Raw genomic sequence first — 22,150 nt, 5'->3', positions numbered from 1 at the left:
GTACTCATCCCCCAGAGGAAGATACCTCTACGAGTGCTGACATCGACAAGCTATAAATATATGGAGAATAAAATGGCTGGTGTATTGGGAATGATTCTTGCTGGTGGTGAAGGCTCTCGCTTAAGACCTTTAACTGAATCTCGCAGCAAACCCTCGGTTCCTTTCGGTGGTAGCTACCGCTTAATAGATTTCGCTTTGAACAACTTCGTTAATGCAGATCTAATGAAGATCTACGTATTAACGCAATTCAAGTCACAATCATTGTTCCACCACATGAAAAAAGGTTGGAATATCAGTGGCATAACAGACCGTTTTATCGACCCGATTCCTGCGCAAATGCGTACAGGGAAACGTTGGTATGAAGGTACTGCTGATGCTATCTATCAAAACCTTCGCTTCATGCAGTTGGAAGAACCAGATCAAGTTTGTATTTTTGGTTCAGATCATATTTACAAAATGGACATTAAGCAGATGCTTGATTTCCATAAAGAGAAGAAAGCTGCTTTAACCGTTTCTGCATTGCGTATGCCGCTTGCTGAAGCATCAGAGTTCGGTGTTATCGAAGTGGATGCTGAAGGCCGCATGATTGGTTTTGAAGAAAAGCCTGCCAATCCTAAACCAATTCCAGGTGACCCTGAATCAGCACTTGTTTCTATGGGTAACTACGTATTTGAAGCTAATGAGCTTTTCGCTGAGCTTGTTGAAGACGCTGATAAAGAAGGCTCGACACACGACTTCGGCAAAGACATTATTCCAAACATGGTTCCACGTGGTGATGTGTTTGTTTACGATTTCAGCACTAACCGTATTACTGGCGAGAAGGAAGAGGTTTATTGGCGCGATGTAGGTACGATTGACGCGTACTGGCAAGCTCACATGGATCTTCTTGAGAAAGATGCTCCATTCTCGTTATACAACCGCAAGTGGCCACTACACACTTATTACCCGCCATTACCGCCAGCAACGTTTACTGATTCGGCAAATGGCCGTGTTCAGATCATCGACAGCTTAGTGTGTAATGGTAGTTACGTACGTGGTTCTCGTATTGAGAAGTGTGTACTAGGTTTCCGAAGCAATATCGCATCAGCGTGTGATATTAGCGAAAGCATCTTATTAGGTGACGTAAAAGTGGGCGAGGGTTGTGTGCTTCGTCGTGTGATTGTCGATAAAGATGCGGACATCGCGCCGGGTACACAGATTGGTGTGAACCTGAAAGAAGATAAAAAGCATTACCACGTTTCTGACGATGGTGTCGTAGTTATTCCTAAAGGAGCGCGAGTTGGTTACTAAGACTCTCTCGGTACTTTTTGTAGCGTCTGAAGTTGAAGGCTTAATTAAAAGTGGTGGCTTGGCTGATGTAGCCAAGGCACTGCCGAAAGCGTTACAAACACTCGAACAGGACGTTCGAGTGACCATCCCCGCCTATAGAAACATCTCAAACATTGATTCAGCTGAAGTCATTTTGTCTACTGAGCTTGAACATTGGCCTCATACGGCTTATCAAGTCAAAAAATTGAGTGTCGAGGGTATCCAAGTTTTTGGTATTGAATGTGCCAAATATTTCGACCGTCCTGAAATGTACGCTGAAAACAATCAAGCTTATGCAGATAATGGAGAACGCTTCTCGTTCTTCAGTGCAGCCTGTCTTGATATGCTCCCTAAGCTTGGCTTCCAACCTGATATCATTCATGCAAATGACTGGCATACAGGTTTTGTTCCTTTCTTGCTTAAGTCGCGTTATCAACAACACGATTTCTTTGAAAATACACGTAGTGTTATCTCGATTCACAATGCGGTTTTTAAAGGTGTGTTTGCCTACGATGAGCTGCAATGTCTTCCTGAAATGCACAGTCGTAATGTTCCGGAAGCGGCCGTTAGTGATACACATGTGACTATGCTCAAAGCTGGTGTGCTGTGCGCAGATAAAGTGAACGCAGTAAGTCCAACTTATGCGGAAGAGCTAAAAACAGAGCTCGGCAGTCACGGTATGGCGGCTGAGTTTCAACACAGAGCTTCTGACCTAGTCGGCATTTTGAATGGTTGTGATTACGGAGCTTGGAACCCGGAAACAGACGCTTTCCTTCCTCGTAAATATAAAGCGACTAAGCACAGCATGGTTCGTGGAAAATCGGCTTGTAAGCAAAAACTGCAACAAGATGTTGGCTTACCAGTCGCCGATTGTGCGGTTTATGGCATGGTTTGTCGCCTGACGAATCAAAAAGGCGTTCACTACTTACTGCCTATCATCGAGCAGTTCTTGAAAAACGACCTTCAGATTGTGATTGTCGGTACAGGTGATCCGGTTTTAGCGAGTCAGTTGAAAGAGCTATCAGCACTTCACTCAGACAAGTTCTCATTCGTAGAAGCCTACAATAATGAACTAGCGCATTTGGTTGAAGCTGGCTCTGATTTCTTTTTGATGCCTTCTGAGTTTGAACCTTGTGGTTTAAATCAAATCTATAGTATGGCTTATGGTACTTTGCCTATTGTTCGCTCTGTAGGCGGCTTAAAAGACAGTGTAAATGATTACGATCAGGATCCTGAGGTAGCGACAGGGTTTGCTTTTGAAGAGCCAACACCGCATGCGTTACTGGCAGTATTGCATCGTTCATTGTTGCTTTATGCTCAAAACCCATCTGAAATTAAGCGTGTTCAGCTTTATGCAATGCAGCAAAATTTTAGTTGGGAAGATGCGGCAAAAGAATACCTTGTGATGTACCACTCTGCATTTTAACTTGCTGACTTAGCTTAAAAAGTTAGTTTATGAACAATTGCAGTTCTTAATAGAAGAAGGCACTCTCATAACAGAGTGCCTTCTTGTTTTCTGGTCAGAGCACATCTCGTTTACGAAGACAAAGCTTGCAAACTCATTTGAGTCATGTAGAAAAGGCAGGGTAGGTATTCACATGACTAATGTTAGGTTTGACACTATTATCACTTAAAGTTCTTAATAGCGTGATATCCTTGGTCATCGCCTCGTGATGAGGCAGAGCTCCACTCCAATAATTAAAGCGATAGGTATGTCTGAGAGTTTACTATTTCATAAAACATTTACTCACCCTACGAGTGATGAGTGGGTTGTATTTGTGCATGGCGCAGGAGGCAGTTCCTCCATTTGGTTCAAGCAGATCAAAGCGTATAAGCAGCATTTCAATTTGCTTCTCATCGACCTCAGAGGGCATGGTAAATCAGACAATATACTTAAAGAGTTGATTTCGAATCGTTATACGTTCAAGGCGGTGACGCTTGATATTCTTAAAGTGTTAGACCATCTCAAAATCCGCTCTGCGCACTTCGTGGGTATGTCTTTGGGCACGATTATCGTTCGCAACGTGGCTGAATTGGCTGCGAGCAGAGTGCGCTCAATGGTGCTTGGTGGTGCGGTAACTAAACTCAACACTCGCTCTCAAGTCTTAATAAAATTAGGAAACCTGAGTAAGCATATTATTCCTTATATGTGGTTATACAGCTTATTTGCTTATGTTGTGATGCCGCAAAAAAGTCAGAAAGAGTCACGTCACCTGTTTATCCGCGAAGCTAAAAAGCTGTGCCAAAAAGAGTTTAAACGTTGGTTTATCCTCACTGCAGATGTAAATCCATTGATGAAGTACTTCAAAGACAGAGAGTTGCCGATTCCAACTTTGTATTTGATGGGTGAACGCGATTATATGTTCATCAAGCCAGTTAAAGAAATGGTGGAAGCACATAAGTCGAGTGAGTTGGTAGAGATCGCTAACTGTGGGCATGTATGTAATGTCGAAAACCCTGAAGAGTTCAATCAACAATCTATCGCTTTTATTCAAAAGCAAATTCAGTGATTATCTAGGTTCTTTATCAGAGCAGATGCTTGAATAGAATTAAAATAAAAACGGGAAGCTAATTTTAGCTTCCCGTTTTTATTTGGAGGCGGTCTTTTACAGAATCGTTTTCTGTGATAATTGAAACTCTGCTATTCAGGTGAAGCAGCGCCGCACTGCCAGCATGAACCAAATTGAGCTTCGTTAACTTCATGACATTTACTACAACGCCACTCTTCATAGATAATAGAATCTTGCTGTTTTTGGTAGTCATTAACAATCGTGCGGGCTTTACTGGCCAATTCTGGCTCATATAACCATACGTAAGGGTCAGTTTCTTCTGTGAATGGGATTTCACCTTTTAAACCAAACAAACCCTCCCCACGGACTTCACACGCAATATTCTCACTTTCTAGTAATCCACAGATGATGTGGGCTTCTGTCGGATTCGATGCACTGAAGATCTTCATTGAAATAGAACCTTATCTGGCTATATGCGTTATTTAGCTATATACGTTATTCAGCCACTGGTGTTGAGCGAAACTTCCCCATCAACCACTTAGCAATAATTGGGAATATCCCTAGTAATGCAAATGACAATAGTACTGAAGGCGACACGATGCCCGAAAGTGAATCAATTTCTGCGAGTTGAGTACCAGCATTCAAGAAAACAGCAGTACCCGGCAACATCCCGATTTGACTCGTAATGTAGTAACGACTCACCGACATAGGAGTTAGCCCCATCAACAGGTTGATAAGGAAGAATGGGAACACAGGAATTAGACGCAGAGAAAACAAGTAAAATGCGCCGTCTTTTTCAACGCCCTTGTTAATTGTCGCTAACTTGTCACCAAATTTGGTTTGAATCCAGTCACGTAACAGATAACGGCTACTTAGAAAAGCAAGGGTAGCACCAATTGCACTTGCGAAAGATACCAGCAGTAAACTATTCCAGAAGCCAAATAGAGCAGCTCCAAGCAGGGTAACAACAGCGGCGCCTGGAATTGAGAAAGCAGTGATCATTACATACGCAATAAAATAGATAGCGGCGGCGGCAATAAAGTTGCTGTCAATGTAGTCATTTAAAACGGCTTGTTGGGCCTTAGCATTTTCAAGCGTGAGGTATTGGCCAAAATTGACGCCTAACAAGACGATGATTACTACCAATATAATACCCAATATCATTTTCTTACTCATTGATACTTCCTCTAAATTTTCAATGCATACCGATAGTATAGATAGACAGGCAAAGCTTAGATTAACTTTCAGTAGATATAAAAAAAGCCGCAAAAATGCGGCTTAGTTATGTAGATAGTTTGCACTGACAATGCTAATTGACGCGATTGATAAGCTCTTCACGACGCTGCTGCGGTATAACTGACCAATGTGTACCATTGATCGCACCTTCTAGCGCCCAAAGTAGTTCAATACTGACAGAAGACGCATGCGATTCCTTGATGGCGTTAAATGCGTTTACAGAGCCTGATTCATATAAACGTTCTACGGAATCGATCCCTGCTTTTTTCAACATGCGTTCAGTAGCGAGTCGAAGGTTAGGCAGATCTTTGAGTCGAGTAGGCTTAGCAGAAGACTGCTCGGCTTTTTCTTCTTTAGCAAAACCTAGAGACGTGGTTGCAAGCTGCAAGATTTTTTCTTGGTCTTGCCACAGGCCCTCAGGTAAAGCGAAATATTTAGTAACGACAGGGAAACCACGTTTTTTGTAGACGTACGGTTGAAACCCTTGTTGTTCGAATTGTTTTGTTGTGCATTTTTCTGCTCGTATGTGCAGCTGGTCATTTACAACCAGAGCAAACATAGTGTCATCAGCAAAAAGACCGAAGCCACCAAACATTGAGCGTGATTTTATTTTTCCTAGGGGCTCAAATAACTTCATTGAGTCCTTTAGTATCGGTTTATCCATGTTATTTATCTCGGTGTATTTGAACTACGCCACCAAATAAGCAGGTCCGAGAGATTAGCAAAATGTTGCAATTAAATTGTCAATAAGCCGTAAATTACTAAATTATTAGTACTTACTGCATTTTGCCATCGGTAACCCCGCTACCATACCAACGAGTGGTTTAGGCCGGAAGCTTTGCGTCTCACTTTTTCAAGTGGTTTGCCCTGTGCGTGACTGATTGAATAGAATAAAGTTTTTGTTGAATGAGACTCACACTTGATATTTCAAAATGTGATATTGCTTCAATTAATGATCTTTCTGTTGTGCATATGGGTTCATTATAGCTGTTGATAAAAAAAGCGCACCTAAAGGTGCGCTTGATGCAATTAAACTCGAGTTGTCAATTAATTTAACGTTTTAACTGTACTTCGTTCAACAATTTCAGGGTGCATTTCGAAGACGCGTTTTTCATGATCTTTATCTTTTATGCGCTCTAACAGAATTTCGAATGCATTCTTACCAACACGACGCTTAGGTTGGTGAACCGTAGTTAACGGTGGGGAGAAGTATTCAGCCAGTTCGATGTTGTCGTAACCAATCACGGAAATATCTTCAGGAATGCGAATTCCTTTCTCTTGCAGGCGGCTCATTAGGCCTAGTGCCATTGTGTCATTAAAGCAGAATACTGCGGTTGGACGATCTTCCATCTCTACGATTTGCTCTGCAGCAAGAACAGCCGTATCACACTCGAAGTTACCTTCAATGATCATATCATCATCGGCAGTAATCTTTGCTTCATTGAGTGCGCGCTTGTAACCAGCGATACGCTCAACACATGCTGCTTTGTCTAAGTGGCCACTTAAACAAGCAATCTTAGAGTGACCGCGTTCAATGAGGTATTTGGTTGCTAGATAGCCACCTTCTTCAGAGTTATCGATGATCTTATCAGCTTGAGAACTCTCTGGACCCCAGTCCATTATTACTTTAGGGATGTCAGCGTGACGGTCTAACATCTCTCTCAGTTCTTCAGTTAGGTCAGAACACATCACTAAGATGCCATCTACACGTTTCTCAGCAAGCATTCGAATGTAATCACGTTGCTTCTCATAGATACCGCCCGTATTACACAGGATCAAAGTGTAACCTTGACGGTAACAGTAGCTCTCAACACCATCGATAACTTCAGAGAAGAATAGGTTAGTTGATTGAGTAACTAGCATGCCGATAGTGCGTGTTGTATTGCACTTCAAACTACGAGCAACTGCACTTGGCGCATAGTTAAGTTCATCTACTGCTTTGTTTACTTTTTCTTGAGTCGCTTCAGCAACAAAGCGAGTTTTGTTGATTACGTGAGAAACGGTTGTTGTTGATACGCCGGCTAAGCGAGCGACATCTTTGATAGTGGCCATGGTTTTATCCTATTAGAAGCTACTTTCCCAAAGTACGGAATGAAGTAGCCGTTAAGCTACCTAACTAAGAGCTTAAATTTGTAGGGCTCTTTGGGTACTAAAGTGCTAAAAAACAAAAAACCGCTATTGAGCGGCTTGTCTTAACACCGAAATGCTCTGAACTTTAATAAGCATAGCATTTCGTGAATGTTTCATATTTTATCGTTTGCGGTCACAATTTTAGACTGACTAGAAATTACTCGCAATAAAATTCACCCAGAAATCCGGGTGAATTGTCACATTCTGCTGAATTTATTTACCAAATCATCCAATAAACTTATTCACCAGCAAGGTATTGAGTGTCTAATGTGCAGAATGCCAGTAGCAGAGCTGAGACTGAAGCGTAGAAACCGAATTCGTCAACGTCATGACATTTTACGTTGAACCTTGGCACCCAAGTAAGCAGTTGTTGTTCGATAAACTGCTGTTGAACGGCGAACGATTTTTCTAGTTCTTCTTCAAGATCCGTTTCATTAGAACGGATGATCAAATTACCAAGAAAATCGAGTTCGATAGCGATGTGGTCTGCTGGCTCTTTTAGATCTTGGTTTACGACTAAGTTGTGCTTAGCCATGATCTCTTCCATATCTTTTGCAGGTTTATCATTTAAAAGGCCAGTTTCGCCGATATACATGGAAGCGTAAGGAAGAGCGCCGTGTTTGTCTGTCTTTAAGAAAAGATCGCAAAAGTCTGCAGACAGTTCGAGTTGTGCATCTTCACGTGTTTGGAGACGGTTCAGTGCATCTACTAAGCGATCAATCGCAGGCTTTAGTGTTTCATTTTCGCCTAAACCAGTTAGGAAAGAACGAATCTCAACAGAGTGGTAGTGATCGAGCTCTTCTTGAGTGAGCTCTTTTGCGAATAAGCTTGATAGCCACCAGTATATTTCGGCTCTTTGCTCGTTGAATGCTTTCGTTTCTTTCATTTGATTAATCCTAATATCGTCTTTCGTAATACCTGGGGTACGAAGGCTGAATAACAAGGTTATTTGCGAAACGCAAAGTTACTCGTTAGTAGTAATGCCTATATTGAATTGCGATGGAAGATAAATAGCAAGGTTTAAGATTGTCTTGTATCAAAAAAAATCCATGTTTCTGGCTTTTATCTTGTGTACTACTAGAATTGTTACGAGTTATGAATAGAATAGTCACTGAAACTATTAAATAAGAAAAGTGGTGTAGATGAGCTATCACGTATTAGTCGTAGAAGATGATGTGGTAACCCGCAGTAAACTGGTTGGATACTTCCAGAACGAAGGTTACACAGTGAGCGAAGCCGAAAGCGGCGCTCAAATGAGAGGCGTGTTAGAAGAAAACAACGTTGACCTCATTATGCTGGACATCAACTTACCAGGCGAAGATGGATTGATGCTAACTCGCGAATTACGCAGTCAATCAGACATTGGAATTATTTTAGTTACTGGACGCACGGATAGCATCGACAAAATTGTAGGCCTTGAAATGGGCGCTGACGATTACGTTACTAAACCCTTCGAACTTCGCGAGTTATTGGTTCGAGTGAAAAACCTACTTTGGCGTATTTCTGCCGCTCGTAAAACGGCAGCCGGTGCGGCTGAAGAATCAGAAGATGAATCGGTGGTTCGTTTTGGTGAGTGGACATTTGATATCCCTCGTCGTGCGTTAAGCAAAAACGGTGAACCGGTTAAACTGACGAAAGCTGAATATGAATTATTGGTTGCCCTCTCTTCTTACCCTAATCAGGTGTTAAGCCGTGAGCGTATTCTCAATATGATCAGCCACCGTGTGGATGCGCCTAATGACCGTACCATCGACGTACTAATCCGTCGTATGCGTGCAAAAATGGAGTTCGATCCTAAGAACCCACAAATTTTTGTGACGGTTCACGGTGAAGGTTACATGTTTGCTGGTGACTAATTCCCGTTGAGTGTATTAGGATATTTGAATGTTAAAAAGCCGAGGCATCTTTGATGTCTCGGCTTTTTTTTACTGAATATTTTATGCAGTCTACTTATTGAGACTGTGCTGCAGAAACGTCACTGCCACCTTCAACAAGGCTGGATGCTTCGGGAACAACAATAGGCTGTTCGACCGGGTCATTACTTGTATCAAGCCAATCACGCAGGCTTTGCCAAACCAACCCCATGGTTTCGTGCCAGTAACGCTCAGTCTGCTCAAGGTAGAGAGCTTTTGGCATATACTTATTCCAAGGCTCAACAATCCCTTCTTGGGCAAGGTAGTTAGTTGGTGCTGGTAGAGGTTTCATGCCGGCAGCATTGAATTCATTCAGTGCGCGAGTCATATGGCTCGCTGAAGTCACTAGCACCATTCTTTTATTCTTAACAAACGCAGCAGCTTGGCGGGCTTCTTCCCAGGTGTCTTTTGCTGTTTCAAGCAGAATGATATCAGGTTTTGCTACGCCTAGTGCTAATGCAACTTTAGCCATCATTCTTGCGTTACTTACTTCAGTGCCTGCGCCATAGCCAGACAAAATAAGTTTTGCACCAGGGTAAAGGCGTAGAATACGAATCCCTTCACTTAAGCGCATCAGGCCGGTGCGACTAAGTTCTGATGTCGGTGGAATTTGGTCATCTACGACGTGACCACTTCCGAGAACCATCACGTAATCGACGGTTTCATCGACAGGTAAAAAAGCGGTGTGTTGCCTTTCCATTGGCATTAAAAGTTGACTAGAAACTGGCTGGAAAGCGATTAGGAAAATACCACATAGGGCTGAAAGGGTGATTAGGCAACCAGTCTTCCTTTTGGTAGTAAACATCACTAGGGCTAAACCCAGAAAAGCGAGAATTAACATTGCTGGCAGTGGCATCAATAGCGAAGACACTACTTTTTTCAGCTCAAACATATCCGAATAGTCCGAAAAAACATCACTTAGTAGTAAAAAGAGACATCGCCTCTTTATTCCTGAAATTCCTGTGACAGAATAGCAGGCACGATAGGACATAATAACTCAAGTAGCCGTGACTGAAGACCGTAATTTCGACGATATTGCCCACAAATTTGCAAAAAATATTTACGGTTCTGACAAAGGAGAGATCCGTCAGATCATCGTATGGGAAGATTTAGAACAAGCTTTGAGCAAATTTGAACAATCAGCTTCGCCACTGCATGTGCTTGATGCTGGAGGCGGACTTGCACAGATGTCGCAAAAAATTGCGTCGCTTGGGCATAACGTTTCTCTGTGTGACCTCTCTTCTGAAATGCTGAAGCTCGCAGAAGAAAGTATCAGCGAAGCGGGTTTGCTAGAACAATATCGATTTATCCATTCTCCAGTACAAAAAGTCGCAGAACACCTCGATGAGAAAGTCGATTTTGTGATGTTTCATGCCGTAATGGAATGGTTAGCCGATCCTAAAGAAGCGCTTGATTTATTGCTTGAACAAGTTAAACCGGGTGGCGTTGCCTCGATAATGTTTTACAACCACCACGGATTAGTCCTGAAAAATGTGATTTGTGGCAACATTCCTCATGTATTGAATGGGATGCCACATCGAAAACGGTTTAAGCTGCAACCACAAAAAGGCTTGAAGCCGGAAGAGGTTTATCAATGGATAGAAGACGCTGGTCTAGAAATCTGTGGTAAATCAGGCATTCGCTCTTTCAGTGACTACATAGGTAATATGGAGTACATGGGCGATTACCAATTTGAAGATGTATTGGAACTGGAAAAACAGCTATGTCGCCAAGAGCCATATCTGTCACTAGGCCGTTATATTCACGTTTGGGCTCAAAAACCTGCGCAATAACAGCGCTGAATGTGGTAAAAGAAGCCACAACATGCGCTCTGCAATCGTAACAAGCCCGCGTCATAAAGAAATAGGCGTCATATCTAATACATTCGATATGACGAAGAACAGTAACAGGAACCACAATGAGTGAAATGACTCAAACTGCCGAAGAGCAGCCAATTGATGAGTTGGTGGGCTGGGTCAAGCAGCATGATTTTTCATTAAACTTGCCACCAGAGCGCTTAGCATTTTTGATTGCTATCGCAGTACTAAGCAATGAAAGGTTCGATGAAGAGTTGGGCGAGGGGGAACTGCACGATGCATTTACCATCGTCACTCGACTGTTTGAAGATACTGGCGAAGCGTCCGCGTTTCGTGCCAACAATGCCATCAACGAGTTAGTTAAACAAAAGTTGATTAGCCGCTTTACCAGCGAAATCACCGATGGTGCGAGTATTTATCGCTTATCACCATTGGCGATTGGTATTTCAGATTATTACTTACGCCACCGTCAGTTCTCGAAGTTAAAACTGTCTATCCAGCTTTCAATGGTTGCGGACGAGATGGCAAAAGCCATTGAAGCAGCACAAAAAGGCGGAACCCCAGGACATTGGAGAAAGAATGTTTACGGCGTGCTCAAGTATTCTGTTGGTGAAATTTTCGATCAAATTGATCTTAACCAACGTGTTATGGATGAGCAGCAGCAAACAGTTAAGCAGCAAATTGCCGACCTTTTAAACAAAGATTGGCGAGAGGCGATTAACAACTGTGAAACCTTGCTTTCAGAAACCTCGTCCACGCTAAAAGAGTTGCAAGACACCTTGCAAGCGGCGGGTGATGAACTGCAAACACAGATCCTCGATATTCAAGAAATTGTTTACGGTGACGATGAACTCGAGTTCGTTGGCGAAACCTTGTTCGGCTTGCAGATGAAGCTAGACCGAATCACCAGTTGGGGTCAACAAGCCATCGATTTATGGATCGGCTACGACCGCCATGTTCACAAGTTTATCCGTACCGCGATTGATATGGATAAAAACCGTGCCTTTAGCCAGCGCTTGCGTCAGTCAGTCACTGACTACTTTGATGCGCCTTGGTTATTGACCTACGCCGATGCTGAGAAGCTGACGGACCTTCGTGATGAAGCGCTCGTGCTTCGTGATGACGAAGTAATGGGACAAGCGCCAATCGACGTAGAGTACGAAGAATTTGAGCAAGTGAATGACCTGCTTTCCGATCGAATTGCAGAGATGTTAAAAGCTCACAAACAGCAAGGCGCGCCAATTGATCTTGGCCTTGTGTTACGCGATTACCTCGCTGCACATCCTCGCACACACCATTTTGATTTAGCCAGAATTGTTGTCGACCAAGCCGTACGCTTAGGTTACTCAGAGTCTGACTATCAGGCTATTCAGCCAGATTGGCAGGCAATCAACGATTTCGGTGCAAAGGTACAAGCAAATGTCATTAACAAGTACTGATGATTACATGCCAGAGAAACTGGTAAAAGCGATAGCGAACCCACTGTTCCCTGCGCTAGACAGCATGCTGCGTTCAGGTAAGCATGTTTCAACAGAAGACCTAGATAACCACGCGTTACTGTCTGATTTTGAAGTTGAGCTTCAGCATTTCTATCAACGCTACAATACGGAACTGGTAAAAGCACCGGAAGGTTTCTTTTACCTGCGTCCGCGTTCTACGTCTCTGATTGGTCGTAGTGTGTTGTCTGAGCTAGACATGTTGGTTGGCAAGGTGTTGTGTTTCTTATACCTAAGCCCAGAACGTCTGGCTCATGAAGGTATCTTCACCAACCAAGAACTGTTTGATGAATTGATGTCGTTAGCGGATGAGAAAAAACTCATGAAGCTAGCAACCAACCGTGCGTCTGGTTCTGACTTAGATAAAGAAAAGCTCTTCGAAAAAGTACGTACTTCTTTACGTCGTTTGCGCCGTATCGGCATGTTGATTGCGATTGGTGAAACCGGCAAGTTCCGTATCAGTGAAGCGGTATTCCGCTTTGGCGCTGACGTTCGTGTTGGCGATGATATGAAAGAAGCGCAATTACGTCTTATCCGTGACGGTGAAGCTGTGGTTCATACCCAAGAGCCTAACCAAGGTAGCTTGTTGAATGAAGAACAGGCGGAAGCCGTATCAGAAGTAGACGTGGACGAAAACGGTCAACAAGACATTTTTAACGATCAAGCTGACTTTGACCTTGAGTCAAACGATGGCGAACAAACAAAAGTAGAAGGTGAAGCATGATTGAAAGAGGTAAGTATCAATCATTAACCATGGTCAACTGGAACGGCTTCTTTGCGCGTACTTTTGATATTGATGGATTGGTTACAACGCTTTCTGGCGGTAACGGTGCAGGTAAGTCGACCACTATGGCGGCATTCATCACAGCGCTGATTCCTGACCAAAGCCTTCTGCATTTCCGTAACACAACGGAAGCGGGTAGCTCACAGTCATCTCGTGATAAAGGCCTTTACGGTAAGCTTCAACCTGGCGCATGTTATGCCGCGCTAGATGTTGTGAACTCTCGTAATCAACGCCTATTGTTTGCAGTAAAACTGCAGCAAGTTGCCGGTCGTGACAAGAAAGTAGACATCAAACCGTTCGTAATCCAAGGCCTTCCAAGCCATGTGAAACCAACGGATGTGTTGATTCAGAACGTTTCAGACAGCCACGCTCGCGTATGTCAGTTGAATGATGTGAAAGCGGCAGTAGCGCAATACGAAGGCGCTCATTTTAAAGCCTTCTCTTCGATTGTTGATTACCACTCACAGATGTTTGAGTACGGTGTCGTACCGAAGAAACTGCGTAATAGCAGCGACCGTTCTAAGTTCTACCGTTTGATCGAAGCATCGCTTTACGGCGGTATTTCTAGTGCGATTACGCGTTCTCTGCGTGATTATCTTCTACCGCAAAACGGTGGTGTGAAGAAAGCATTCCAAGACATGGAATCAGCACTACGCGAAAACCGTATGACGTTAGAAGCGATCAAAACGACTCAGTCGGACCGTGACCTGTTCAAACACTTGATCACTGAATCTACGAACTACGTGGCAGCAGATTACATGCGCCATGCCAACGATCGTCGTAACAAGCTTGATCAAACCATGAAGTTCCGTGGTGAACTGTTTGGTTCGCGTGAAACCTTGCATGATCAAAACAACTTGTTGAACCGTGTTCAAGAAGAATTAGAGCTGTTGGTCGATCAAGAGTCGGCACTAGAGCAAGATTATCAAGCGGCTTCGGATCATCTTCAATTGGTTCAAACTGCACTTCGCCAGCAAGAGAAAATTGCACGCTACAGTGAAGATCTAGAAGAGCTTAATGAGCGTCTAGAAGAGCAGATGATGGTAGTGGAAGAAGCTCAAGAGCGAGTACTTCTTGCTGAAGAGCAGGCAACCATCACTGAAGAAGAAGTGGATAGCCTGAAAACTCAGCTTGCTGATTACCAACAAGCGTTGGATGTTCAGCAGACTCGTGCACTTCAATACCAGCAAGCGGTTCAAGCATTAGAGAAAACTAAGCAGTTGCTTGGCGATGAATCGATTACGGCAGAAAGTGCATTAACTCTTGTTTCTGAGCTAAAAGCACAAGAAGAATCAAGCACTCAAACGCTACTGTCTACTAAGCACAAGCTAGACATGTCTTCTGCAGCTTCTGCACAGTTCGACAAAGCACTGTCTTTAGTTAAAAGCATCGTTGGTGATGTTGAGCGTAAAGAAGCGTCTCACAGTGCTAAGCAAGCTCTAGAAAAAGGCCGTAACGCAAAACACGTTGTTGAGAACGAACAGCAGTGGCGTGCTCAGCACCGTGACATGGCTCGTGATGTGGCTCAGCAGCGTCAAGCAAAAGAGCTTGCGACTGAATACCAAAAACAACACAGCATCTCACTGACTGATGAAGCGGTTTTCGATGAAGAACGTGAACGTCACGCTATGCAGATCGAGTCCCTTGAGTTCGCTCAAGAAGAGCTGCGTGAAGCGAAGAGTGAGCAACGTCGTGTACAACAAAACCACGACCAAGAGATTCAAAAACTTGAGTCAATTGCTCCTGCGTGGATCACGGCAAACGATGCACTTGAAGCTTTAAGAGATCAAACAGACGCTGATCTAGAAGATAGCCAAGCGGTTATGACTCAAATGCAGCAAGTACTTGGAGACGAGAAATCTCAAGCGGTAGCAAAAGATCAGTTGGCAACGCGCCGAGCTGAACTTGAGCAAGAGATTGAGCGTTTAGCTTCGCCAGGTGGTTCTAACGATCCTCGCCTGAAAGGCCTGGCGGATACGCTTGGTGGCGTACTGCTTTCTGAGATCTACGATGACATCACGATTGGTGATGCGCCGTACTTTAGTGCGATGTACGGCCCAGCTCGTCACGCGATTGTGGTTTCGGATCTTGATGGTATTAAAGAGAAGTTGGTGGATCTTGATGATTGTCCAGAAGACCTTTACATCCTAGAAGGCGATGTAGACGCGTTTGATGACAGCTCGTTTAATGCCGATGAGCTTGAAGGCGCGGTATGTGTTCAGCTGAACGATCGCCAAATGCGTTACTCTCGTTTTCCTGAGATCCCACTGTTTGGTCGCGCGGCTCGTGAACAGCGCCTAGAGAAATTGCGCGAAGAGCGTGATGTTGTGGTTGAGAACCACGCGAAAGCAGCGTTTGACTCTCAAAAACTGAATCGCTTATACCAAGCATTCAACAGCTTTGTTGCGAAGCACCTACACGTTGCGTTTAACGCAGACCCAGAACAAGCACTTACTGCGATTCGTGATAAGCGCAATCAAATTGTTCGTTCTCTGGCTGAGCTTAACTCTAAAGAGCAGCAACAACGTAGCCAGCTTCTACAAAGCAAGCAGGCACTTGGTGCATTAGATAAATTAGCGCCAATGGTTCGTATTTTAGAAGACGAAACATTGGCTGAGCGCTTAGCTGAATTAGAAGCGCAACTCGAGCGTTTAAGTGAAGCTAAGTCTTATTTGAATACTCACGGTAAAGCGCTTACTTCTCTAGAGCAAATCGTATCTGCACTAGACGCTGACCCAGAGCAGTTCGAAGCTTTGGAAGCCGAATATCGTCAAGCTGATAACGCGCTACAAACTCTAAAAGGTAAAGTGTTCGCGCTGTCTGATTTGATTGAGCGTCGTCACTACTTTGCTTACGCGGACTCTGTTGATTTGCTTAACAAGAGCAGTGAACTGAGCGAGCAATTAAAAGCGAAATTGGTTCAAGCTGAACAAGCAAGAACCAAAGGCCGTGATGGCTTGAAGCAAGCTCGTGAACAGATGAACCAATACAACCAAGTATTGGCGGCATTGAAGAGCTCACACCAAGCGAAGCAAGAAACGGTTCAAGAGTTCAAGCAAGAGCTTCAAGAATTCGGCGTAAATGCGGATGAAGGCGCTGAAGAACGCGCTGTACGTCGTCGTGACGAGCTTCAAGAGCGTCTACACACGTCTCGCAGTCGTAAGAGTGAATACGAGCGTACGATTACGTCAACAGAACTTGAGATGAAAGCCTTGGCTAAGCGTCTTAAGAAAGTACAGAAAGAGTACACAGAACTTCGTACCTTCGTAGTTGCAGCAAAAGCAGGCTGGTGCTCAGTACTTCGTTTAGCTCGTGAAAATGATGTTGAACGTCGTCTTCATAAGCGTGAACTGGCTTACCTAACGGCGGGCGAACTTCGCTCAATGTCGGATAAATCATTGGGTGCGCTACGTCTGGCTGTAGCTGACAATGACGACTTACGTGATTCGCTGCGTCTATCGGAAGACAACGCACATCCAGAGCGTAAAGTTCTGTTCTATATTGCAGTTTACCAACATCTTCGCGAGCGTATTCGCCAAGACATCATTCATACGGATGATCCGGTTGAAGCAATCGAAGAGATGGAAGTTGAGCTAGCTCGATTGACAGAAGAACTGACGCAGCGTGAAAATCGCTTAGCGATCAGCTCTGAGTCGGTAGCAAGCATCATTAAGAAGACGATTCAGCGTGAGCAGAACCGTATTCGAATGCTGAACCAAGGTCTGTCTAACATCTACTTTGGTCAGGTTAAGGGCGTGCGTCTAAACGTTAAGATCCGTGAAAGCCACGAAATCTTGCTGTCAGGGCTAGCGACTCAGCAAGAGCAGCACAAAGACTTGTTTGAATCAACGCGCTTCACCTTCTCAGAAGCAATGGCGAAATTGTTCCAACGTGTGAACCCACATATCGATATGGGTCAACGTTCTCCGCAAGTTCTGGGTGAAGAGTTGCTGGATTACCGTAACTACTTAGAACTCAGTGTTGAAGTTAACCGTGGTTCAGATGGTTGGTTACAAGCAGAGTCTGGTGCATTGTCCACGGGTGAAGCAATCGGTACGGGCCAATCTATCCTATTGATGGTGGTTCAGAGCTGGGAAGAAGAGTCACGTCGACTTCGTAGTAAAGACATCGTTCCATGTCGTTTGTTGTTCCTTGATGAAGCGGCACGTCTGGATGCGAAATCTATTTCAACGCTATTTGAACTGTGTGACCGTTTAGGAATGCAACTTCTGATCGCGGCGCCAGAGAACATAAGCCCAGAGAAAGGCACAACTTACAAACTGGTTCGTAAGGTATTTAAAGACCACGAACATGTACACGTTGTTGGTTTGCGCGGTTTTGCTCAAAACAAGCCAGCATCTCCAGTGCAAGAGCTTATCGAAGAAACTGAGCAATAAGCTCGATAGCGATTCAACGATACTAATTCATAGCCCCTAATCATTAGGGGCTTTTTAGTACTTAAATCTAGCGTTCTGCAATTGTTTTAACCCCCTTTGGCCTGATCCGCTTCATATACCTCGTAACTTACCCCCTTTGAACTACTGATATGACCACTCATACATTAGGGCTAATCTCAATAGAACTTGTTTGAAGTCACACGCACAAAACCACAATTAATGTATGGTAATGGTGTGGCAGTAGTGTCTACACACGACTGAACGACTAATTAATATTTTTGAGCGTGACTATTACGCAAACTGGAAGGCAGGACTCAATATGATTCAAATCGTTATTGATGGGAAATTTCGAATCGTCGAACAAGGACAAACCGTACTTGAAGCGGCAAAAACATGTGGTTTAGAGATCCCATCTCTATGTGGTTTGAACAAAACAACAGATAAGATTCCATGCGATTTATGTGTCGTCGAGGTTGATGGCTTAGGTATGAAGCGCTCGTGCGAGCTTGAAGTGTCTAATGGGTTGAATATTACGACTCAGTCAAAGCCGTTGACCAACCATCGACAAGAAGCGTTGAACCGCATCATGACAGACCACTACGCAGATTGTGAGGCACCATGCCAAACTGCGTGCCCTGCAGGGGTCGATATTCAATCTTATCTGCATCATATTGCTCAAAATGATCACATTAAAGCGATTGAGGTGATCAAAAAGACATTACCAATGCCGCTTTCGATTGGTCGTGTGTGTCCTGCATTTTGTGAAACTGAATGCCGTCGAAACTTGGTTGATGAATCCATCGCGATACGCCAACTCAAACGACATGCAGCCGATGCAGATTTAGCGGCGCAAGAAAGCTATATACCAGTTCAGAAACCAAATAAAGGTAAGAGTATAGCGATTGTTGGTAGTGGCCCCGGTGGTCTTACTGCAGGTTATTATCTATCCAATGAAGGCTATGATGTAATCGTTTATGAGTCGATGCCTAAAGCTGGAGGTTGGCTGCGTTACGGTATCCCAGAGTATCGCTTACCTAAGTCGATTCTAGATAAAGAAATCGAGCTGATGTGCCGTAATGGGATGTCGGTAGAGTGTGATAAAAAACTGGGCGTTGATTTTACACTGTCTGATTTGAGCAACGATTTTGATGCGGTTTGTTTAGCTGTTGGTGCATCACAAGCGGTTGAAATGAATTATCCGGGTAGCGAGCTTAGCGGTTGTTACCTAGGCGTCGATTACCTTAAAGATTACGTGACCGATCAGCAGTATGTCACAGGTAAAAAGGTTGCAGTGATCGGTGGCGGTAACACCGCGATTGACTGTGCTCGAACAGCGGTGCGTGATGGTGCGGATACCACGTTGATTTATCGTCGTACTCGAGATGAGATGCCTGCAGAAGATTACGAAATTGAAGAAGCTGAGCACGAGGGTGTGAAGTTCCACTTCTTAACTAACCCGGCCGAAAATATAGCTGATGAAAATGGCCATGTATCAGAAATACGCTTAGAGCGTATGGCTTTAGGGCCGGCTGATGCTTCCGGTCGTCGTAGCCCTAAACCAACGGGTGAGTTCTTTGTCGAAGCCTTCGATACGGTTATCGCTGCGGTGTCGCAAAAGCCTGATCTGAGCTTTATGGACAACGAATCGATTGATATTCCACTGACTCGTTGGAATACCGCTGATGCTGATCCGCAAACCATGCATACCGGTACTGGCAATATCTTTAGTATTGGTGATTTCAGGCGCGGTCCTGCGACGGCTGTCGAAGCCGTTGGCGATGGACGCATTGCAGCGCAAGCGATCGATCGTTTCTTTCATGGCGACATGGATAACATTCCGGTCAAACCGTTTAACTCAAGAAAGCACAAGCAGCTCAAAGCGGTGGATCCTGAGCAGTACAAGTCCATTCAGCGAATGGCGCGCAAGATCATGCCAGAGCTAACCCCCGAGCAGCGCGAGCAAAGTTTTGAGGAAGTAGAAACAGGCTTTGATAATGCAGATGCAATCGCAGAAGCAGCAAGATGTTTAGAATGCGGCTGCCAAGCTAATACAAACTGCGACCTAAGAGACTATTCGACCGAATACAAAGCCACTCAAACATATCCAGAATACAAAATTGATGTGGCTTCAAATGAAAGTTGGCAGGCGATTCGCGCAGAAGAAGCGAAGGTCGGTTTAACAAGACAAAAATTTGCCGTTGATGACAGCTCTGAATTCATAATCTTTGATGCTAACCGCTGTATCAGTTGCGGTCAGTGTATCCAAGCATGTCGCGAGCAGAATGTTCACGGCGTTCTTAGCTTCATGAACCAAGCCGATGGTAAGCCAGCATCAAGGCCTGAATGTCGCCCTAACTTTGGCGCAGACAAAACATTAATGGGCGACTCAAACTGTGTTCAATGTGGTTCTTGCATTCAGGCGTGTCCAACTGGTGCGATGGTGGATGCTCGTGATAGAAAGCAAGGAGACACAGACGTACTCAAGAAAGTCGATACCATCTGCACCTATTGTGGTGTGGGCTGTAAACTAACCATGCATATCGATGAGCACAAAAATAAAATCCGTTATATCGAAGGTGGGGACTCTCCGGTCAATGAAGGTATGTTGTGTGTTAAGGGGCGATTTGGCTTCGATTTCGTTGGCAGCGATGCGCGTTTAACCACACCATTAATTCGTAAAGATGGCAGGTTACAACCTGCAAGTTGGGATGACGCGATTAAGCTCATTGCCGAGAAGTTTACGGCGATTAAGCAAGGCTTTGGCAGTAACGCTTTGGCGGGGTTCTCGTCGGCGAAAACCACCAACGAAGATAACTATGCGTTCCAAAAATTCATTCGTCGTGAACTAGGAACCAATAACGTCGATCACTGTGCACGCCTTTGTCACGCCTCGACGGTGACTGGGCTTGAAGCTTCGCTAGGCAGTGGAGCGATGACCAATGACATTCCAAGTATCAAGCACTCTGATGTGATCTTTATTATTGGTTCAGACACCACATCGGCACATCCAATTATCGGCTCACACATCAAACAGGCTGTAAGACATAACGGTGCTCGCTTGATCGTCGCTGATCCTAAGAGAATCGATATTGCCGACCATGCTGAACTTTACCTAGCTCACCGACCGGGTACAGACGTGATGCTGATTAATGGCGTGATGCAGCAGATCATCAAACACGGTTGGTATGACCAAGAGTATATCGAAGATCGTGTGGACGGCTTTGATACCTTGTTACAAGAGGTCATGTCACCAAGCTACTCCTTAGATAAAGTGGAATTGGTGACAGGCGTTAAAGCGGAAGACATTTTTGCGATGGCGCGCTTGATCGGTACTGCAGAACGTACCGCGGTGTACTACTCGATGGGTATTACGCAACACACTACTGGTCACGATAATGTTCGTTCTATCGCTAACCTTCAACTCTTGTGCGGCAACATTGGTATTGAAGGCGGTGGTATAAACCCATTACGTGGTCAATCTAATGTACAAGGCGCGTGTGACATGGGCGCATTGCCAAACAACCTTCCGGGCTACCAAAAAGTGTATAACCCAATGGTTCGTCAAAAATTCGCGATGGAGTGGGGTGTTTCTGACTTACCTGCCGAAACAGGTTTAACGCTGACCGAAATTATTGATGGAGCGTGTCATCGAGATGTTCGTGGTCTGTACGTAATGGGCGAGAACCCAGTGCTGAGTGACCCGAACCAAGCGCATGTGATTGAAGGTCTTGAAGCGTTAGATTTCCTAGTGGTTCAAGATATTTTCTTAACCGAAACCGCCCAGTATGCCGATGTAGTGCTGCCGTCTTGCTCGTTCGCTGAGAAGTCTGGTCACTTTACTAATACCGAGCGTCGTGTTCAGCGCATTAACCCAGCGGTATTACCTCCAGGTGAAGCGAAAGAAGATTGGGTGATTATCCAAATGCTAGCCAACGCAATGGGCGGTGGCTGGGACTATAAAACTGTTGCCGATATCACCAATGAAATAGCACGTGTAACGCCACAGTATGGTGGTTTACGTTGGGAGAATATTACGGTGAACGGCGTGCAATGGCCAAGTAATAAGAATAACCCTGATGGCACTCGTATCATGCACCAGACCCAATTTACGCGTGGGCGCGGGCAAATGGAGGCGATTCCGTTTCGATACGCTGCTGAGTTACCGGACGAGGAATACCCGCTAGTATTAACGACAGGCCGCATTTTAGAACAGTTCCACACTGGAACCATGACACGTAAAACAAAAGGGTTGGATAACTTAGCAGGGCCGCGTGCCATGGTGAGTGTTCATGATGCTGAAGCGTTGGGTATCTCGAATGGTCAGATGCTCAAAGTGTCAACACGTCGTGGTGAAATAGAAATTGCGGCGTTTGTGACTAAGCGAATGCAAAAGGGTGTGGTGTTCATTCCATTCCATTTTGTTGAATCGCCGGTTAACCGCTTGACTACCACAGCGACTGATCCACATGCGAAGATCCCTGAGTTTAAGGTGGCGGCTGTTCGTATTGACCCCATTCGTGAGTCTGAAACGGAAACAGCAGAAGCTTAGTTCCGAGCGT

General features: G+C 44.6%; 15 protein-coding genes and 1 riboswitch. Of the genes, 9 read left to right on the top strand and 6 right to left on the bottom strand.

The features are described 5' to 3' along the window. The first annotated feature begins 60 nt into the window (after positions 1-60). The 3 genes from glgC to ATB74_RS10710 all read left to right on the top strand — a co-directional run bounded on the left by glgC (position 61) and on the right by ATB74_RS10710 (position 3,818). Positions 61-1,290 (top strand): glucose-1-phosphate adenylyltransferase, encoded by a 1,230-nt coding sequence (gene glgC / locus ATB74_RS10720; protein WP_081090100.1) that lies wholly within the window; start codon positions 61-63, stop codon positions 1,288-1,290. Next, positions 1,280-2,734, top strand: a complete 1,455-nt coding sequence (glgA, locus tag ATB74_RS10715; protein ID WP_061018453.1) for a glycogen synthase GlgA — start codon at positions 1,280-1,282, stop codon at positions 2,732-2,734. The genes glgC and glgA overlap by 11 nt, the downstream gene beginning before the upstream one ends. Positions 2,735-3,020: 286 nt before the next feature. Further along, complete coding sequence (locus ATB74_RS10710; RefSeq protein ID WP_060982353.1) at positions 3,021-3,818, top strand: alpha/beta fold hydrolase; 798 nt, start codon at positions 3,021-3,023, stop codon at positions 3,816-3,818. A 131-nt stretch (positions 3,819-3,949) separates the two neighbouring features. On the opposite strand, the gene ATB74_RS10705 is transcribed toward ATB74_RS10710, so the two are convergent. From ATB74_RS10705 to torD, 5 genes are all read right to left on the bottom strand, one after another. After that, positions 3,950-4,267, bottom strand: coding sequence for a DUF2007 domain-containing protein (locus ATB74_RS10705; RefSeq protein WP_061018452.1), 318 nt, complete (start codon positions 4,265-4,267; stop codon positions 3,950-3,952). A gap of 46 nt (positions 4,268-4,313) precedes the next feature. Then, positions 4,314-4,994, bottom strand: a complete 681-nt coding sequence (locus ATB74_RS10700) for a TVP38/TMEM64 family protein (RefSeq protein ID WP_060982355.1) — start codon at positions 4,992-4,994, stop codon at positions 4,314-4,316. A 133-nt stretch (positions 4,995-5,127) separates the two neighbouring features. Further along, positions 5,128-5,718, bottom strand: a complete 591-nt coding sequence (locus tag ATB74_RS10695; protein WP_081090099.1) for a TfoX/Sxy family DNA transformation protein — start codon at positions 5,716-5,718, stop codon at positions 5,128-5,130. A gap of 127 nt (positions 5,719-5,845) precedes the next feature. Next, positions 5,846-5,931, bottom strand: a riboswitch (cyclic di-GMP riboswitch). Between the two features lie 170 nt (positions 5,932-6,101). Beyond that, the gene (gene purR / locus ATB74_RS10690) at positions 6,102-7,106 is read right to left on the bottom strand and encodes an HTH-type transcriptional repressor PurR (protein WP_060982357.1); all 1,005 of its coding nucleotides are present in this window, start codon (positions 7,104-7,106) and stop codon (positions 6,102-6,104) included. Between the two features lie 316 nt (positions 7,107-7,422). After that, positions 7,423-8,070 (bottom strand): molecular chaperone TorD, encoded by a 648-nt coding sequence (gene torD / locus ATB74_RS10685; RefSeq protein ID WP_061018451.1) that lies wholly within the window; start codon positions 8,068-8,070, stop codon positions 7,423-7,425. 256 nt (positions 8,071-8,326) lie between these two features. Between torD and torR the strand changes: the two genes are divergently transcribed. Beyond that, positions 8,327-9,040, top strand: a complete 714-nt coding sequence (torR, locus tag ATB74_RS10680; protein WP_060982359.1) for a two-component system response regulator TorR — start codon at positions 8,327-8,329, stop codon at positions 9,038-9,040. Between the two features lie 94 nt (positions 9,041-9,134). On the opposite strand, the gene elyC is transcribed toward torR, so the two are convergent. Continuing rightward, a complete protein-coding gene (gene elyC, locus ATB74_RS10675) occupies positions 9,135-9,989 on the bottom strand; it encodes an envelope biogenesis factor ElyC (protein WP_061018449.1) in 855 nt (284 codons plus the stop codon). 115 nt (positions 9,990-10,104) lie between these two features. On the opposite strand from elyC, the gene cmoM reads away from it, so the two are divergent. The 5 genes from cmoM to fdhF all read left to right on the top strand — a co-directional run bounded on the left by cmoM (position 10,105) and on the right by fdhF (position 22,140). Next, entirely contained in the window at positions 10,105-10,890 is a 786-nt protein-coding gene (cmoM, locus tag ATB74_RS10670) for a tRNA uridine 5-oxyacetic acid(34) methyltransferase CmoM (RefSeq protein WP_017063509.1), read from the top strand. Between the two features lie 125 nt (positions 10,891-11,015). Then, entirely contained in the window at positions 11,016-12,353 is a 1,338-nt protein-coding gene (gene mukF, locus ATB74_RS10665) for a chromosome partition protein MukF (RefSeq protein WP_017055049.1), read from the top strand. Next, positions 12,334-13,134 (top strand): chromosome partition protein MukE, encoded by an 801-nt coding sequence (gene mukE, locus ATB74_RS10660; protein WP_061018447.1) that lies wholly within the window; start codon positions 12,334-12,336, stop codon positions 13,132-13,134. Before mukF ends, mukE begins: the two co-directional genes overlap by 20 nt. Next, positions 13,131-17,591 (top strand): chromosome partition protein MukB, encoded by a 4,461-nt coding sequence (gene mukB, locus ATB74_RS10655; RefSeq protein ID WP_061018444.1) that lies wholly within the window; start codon positions 13,131-13,133, stop codon positions 17,589-17,591. The genes mukE and mukB overlap by 4 nt, the downstream gene beginning before the upstream one ends. A 319-nt stretch (positions 17,592-17,910) precedes the next feature. Then, positions 17,911-22,140, top strand: coding sequence for a formate dehydrogenase subunit alpha (gene fdhF / locus ATB74_RS10650; RefSeq protein ID WP_061018442.1), 4,230 nt, complete (start codon positions 17,911-17,913; stop codon positions 22,138-22,140). Positions 22,141-22,150: the final 10 nt, after the last annotated feature.

Origin of the sequence: Vibrio splendidus, assembly GCF_001557875.1 — a bacterium.
GTDB lineage: Bacteria > Pseudomonadota > Gammaproteobacteria > Enterobacterales > Vibrionaceae > Vibrio > Vibrio splendidus_F.
Note: the sequence above shows the minus strand (reverse complement) of the source record. Positions and strands in the feature narration are given on the sequence as shown.

What these genes read in the sequence shown, in the direction of transcription:
- elyC (WP_061018449.1), bottom strand. Translation starts at nt 9,989, where the DNA reads ATGTTTGAGCTGAAAAAAGTAGTGTCTTCGCTATTGATGCCACTGCCA.
- fdhF (WP_061018442.1), top strand. Translation starts at nt 17,911, where the DNA reads ATGATTCAAATCGTTATTGATGGGAAATTTCGAATCGTCGAACAAGGA.
- ATB74_RS10710 (WP_060982353.1), top strand. Translation starts at nt 3,021, where the DNA reads ATGTCTGAGAGTTTACTATTTCATAAAACATTTACTCACCCTACGAGT.
- glgC (WP_081090100.1), top strand. Translation starts at nt 61, where the DNA reads ATGGAGAATAAAATGGCTGGTGTATTGGGAATGATTCTTGCTGGTGGT.
- ATB74_RS10705 (WP_061018452.1), bottom strand. Translation starts at nt 4,267, where the DNA reads ATGAAGATCTTCAGTGCATCGAATCCGACAGAAGCCCACATCATCTGT.
- ATB74_RS10695 (WP_081090099.1), bottom strand. Translation starts at nt 5,718, where the DNA reads ATGGATAAACCGATACTAAAGGACTCAATGAAGTTATTTGAGCCCCTA.
- torR (WP_060982359.1), top strand. Translation starts at nt 8,327, where the DNA reads ATGAGCTATCACGTATTAGTCGTAGAAGATGATGTGGTAACCCGCAGT.
- mukF (WP_017055049.1), top strand. Translation starts at nt 11,016, where the DNA reads ATGAGTGAAATGACTCAAACTGCCGAAGAGCAGCCAATTGATGAGTTG.
- purR (WP_060982357.1), bottom strand. Translation starts at nt 7,106, where the DNA reads ATGGCCACTATCAAAGATGTCGCTCGCTTAGCCGGCGTATCAACAACA.
- ATB74_RS10700 (WP_060982355.1), bottom strand. Translation starts at nt 4,994, where the DNA reads ATGAGTAAGAAAATGATATTGGGTATTATATTGGTAGTAATCATCGTC.
- mukE (WP_061018447.1), top strand. Translation starts at nt 12,334, where the DNA reads ATGTCATTAACAAGTACTGATGATTACATGCCAGAGAAACTGGTAAAA.
- torD (WP_061018451.1), bottom strand. Translation starts at nt 8,070, where the DNA reads ATGAAAGAAACGAAAGCATTCAACGAGCAAAGAGCCGAAATATACTGG.
- mukB (WP_061018444.1), top strand. Translation starts at nt 13,131, where the DNA reads ATGATTGAAAGAGGTAAGTATCAATCATTAACCATGGTCAACTGGAAC.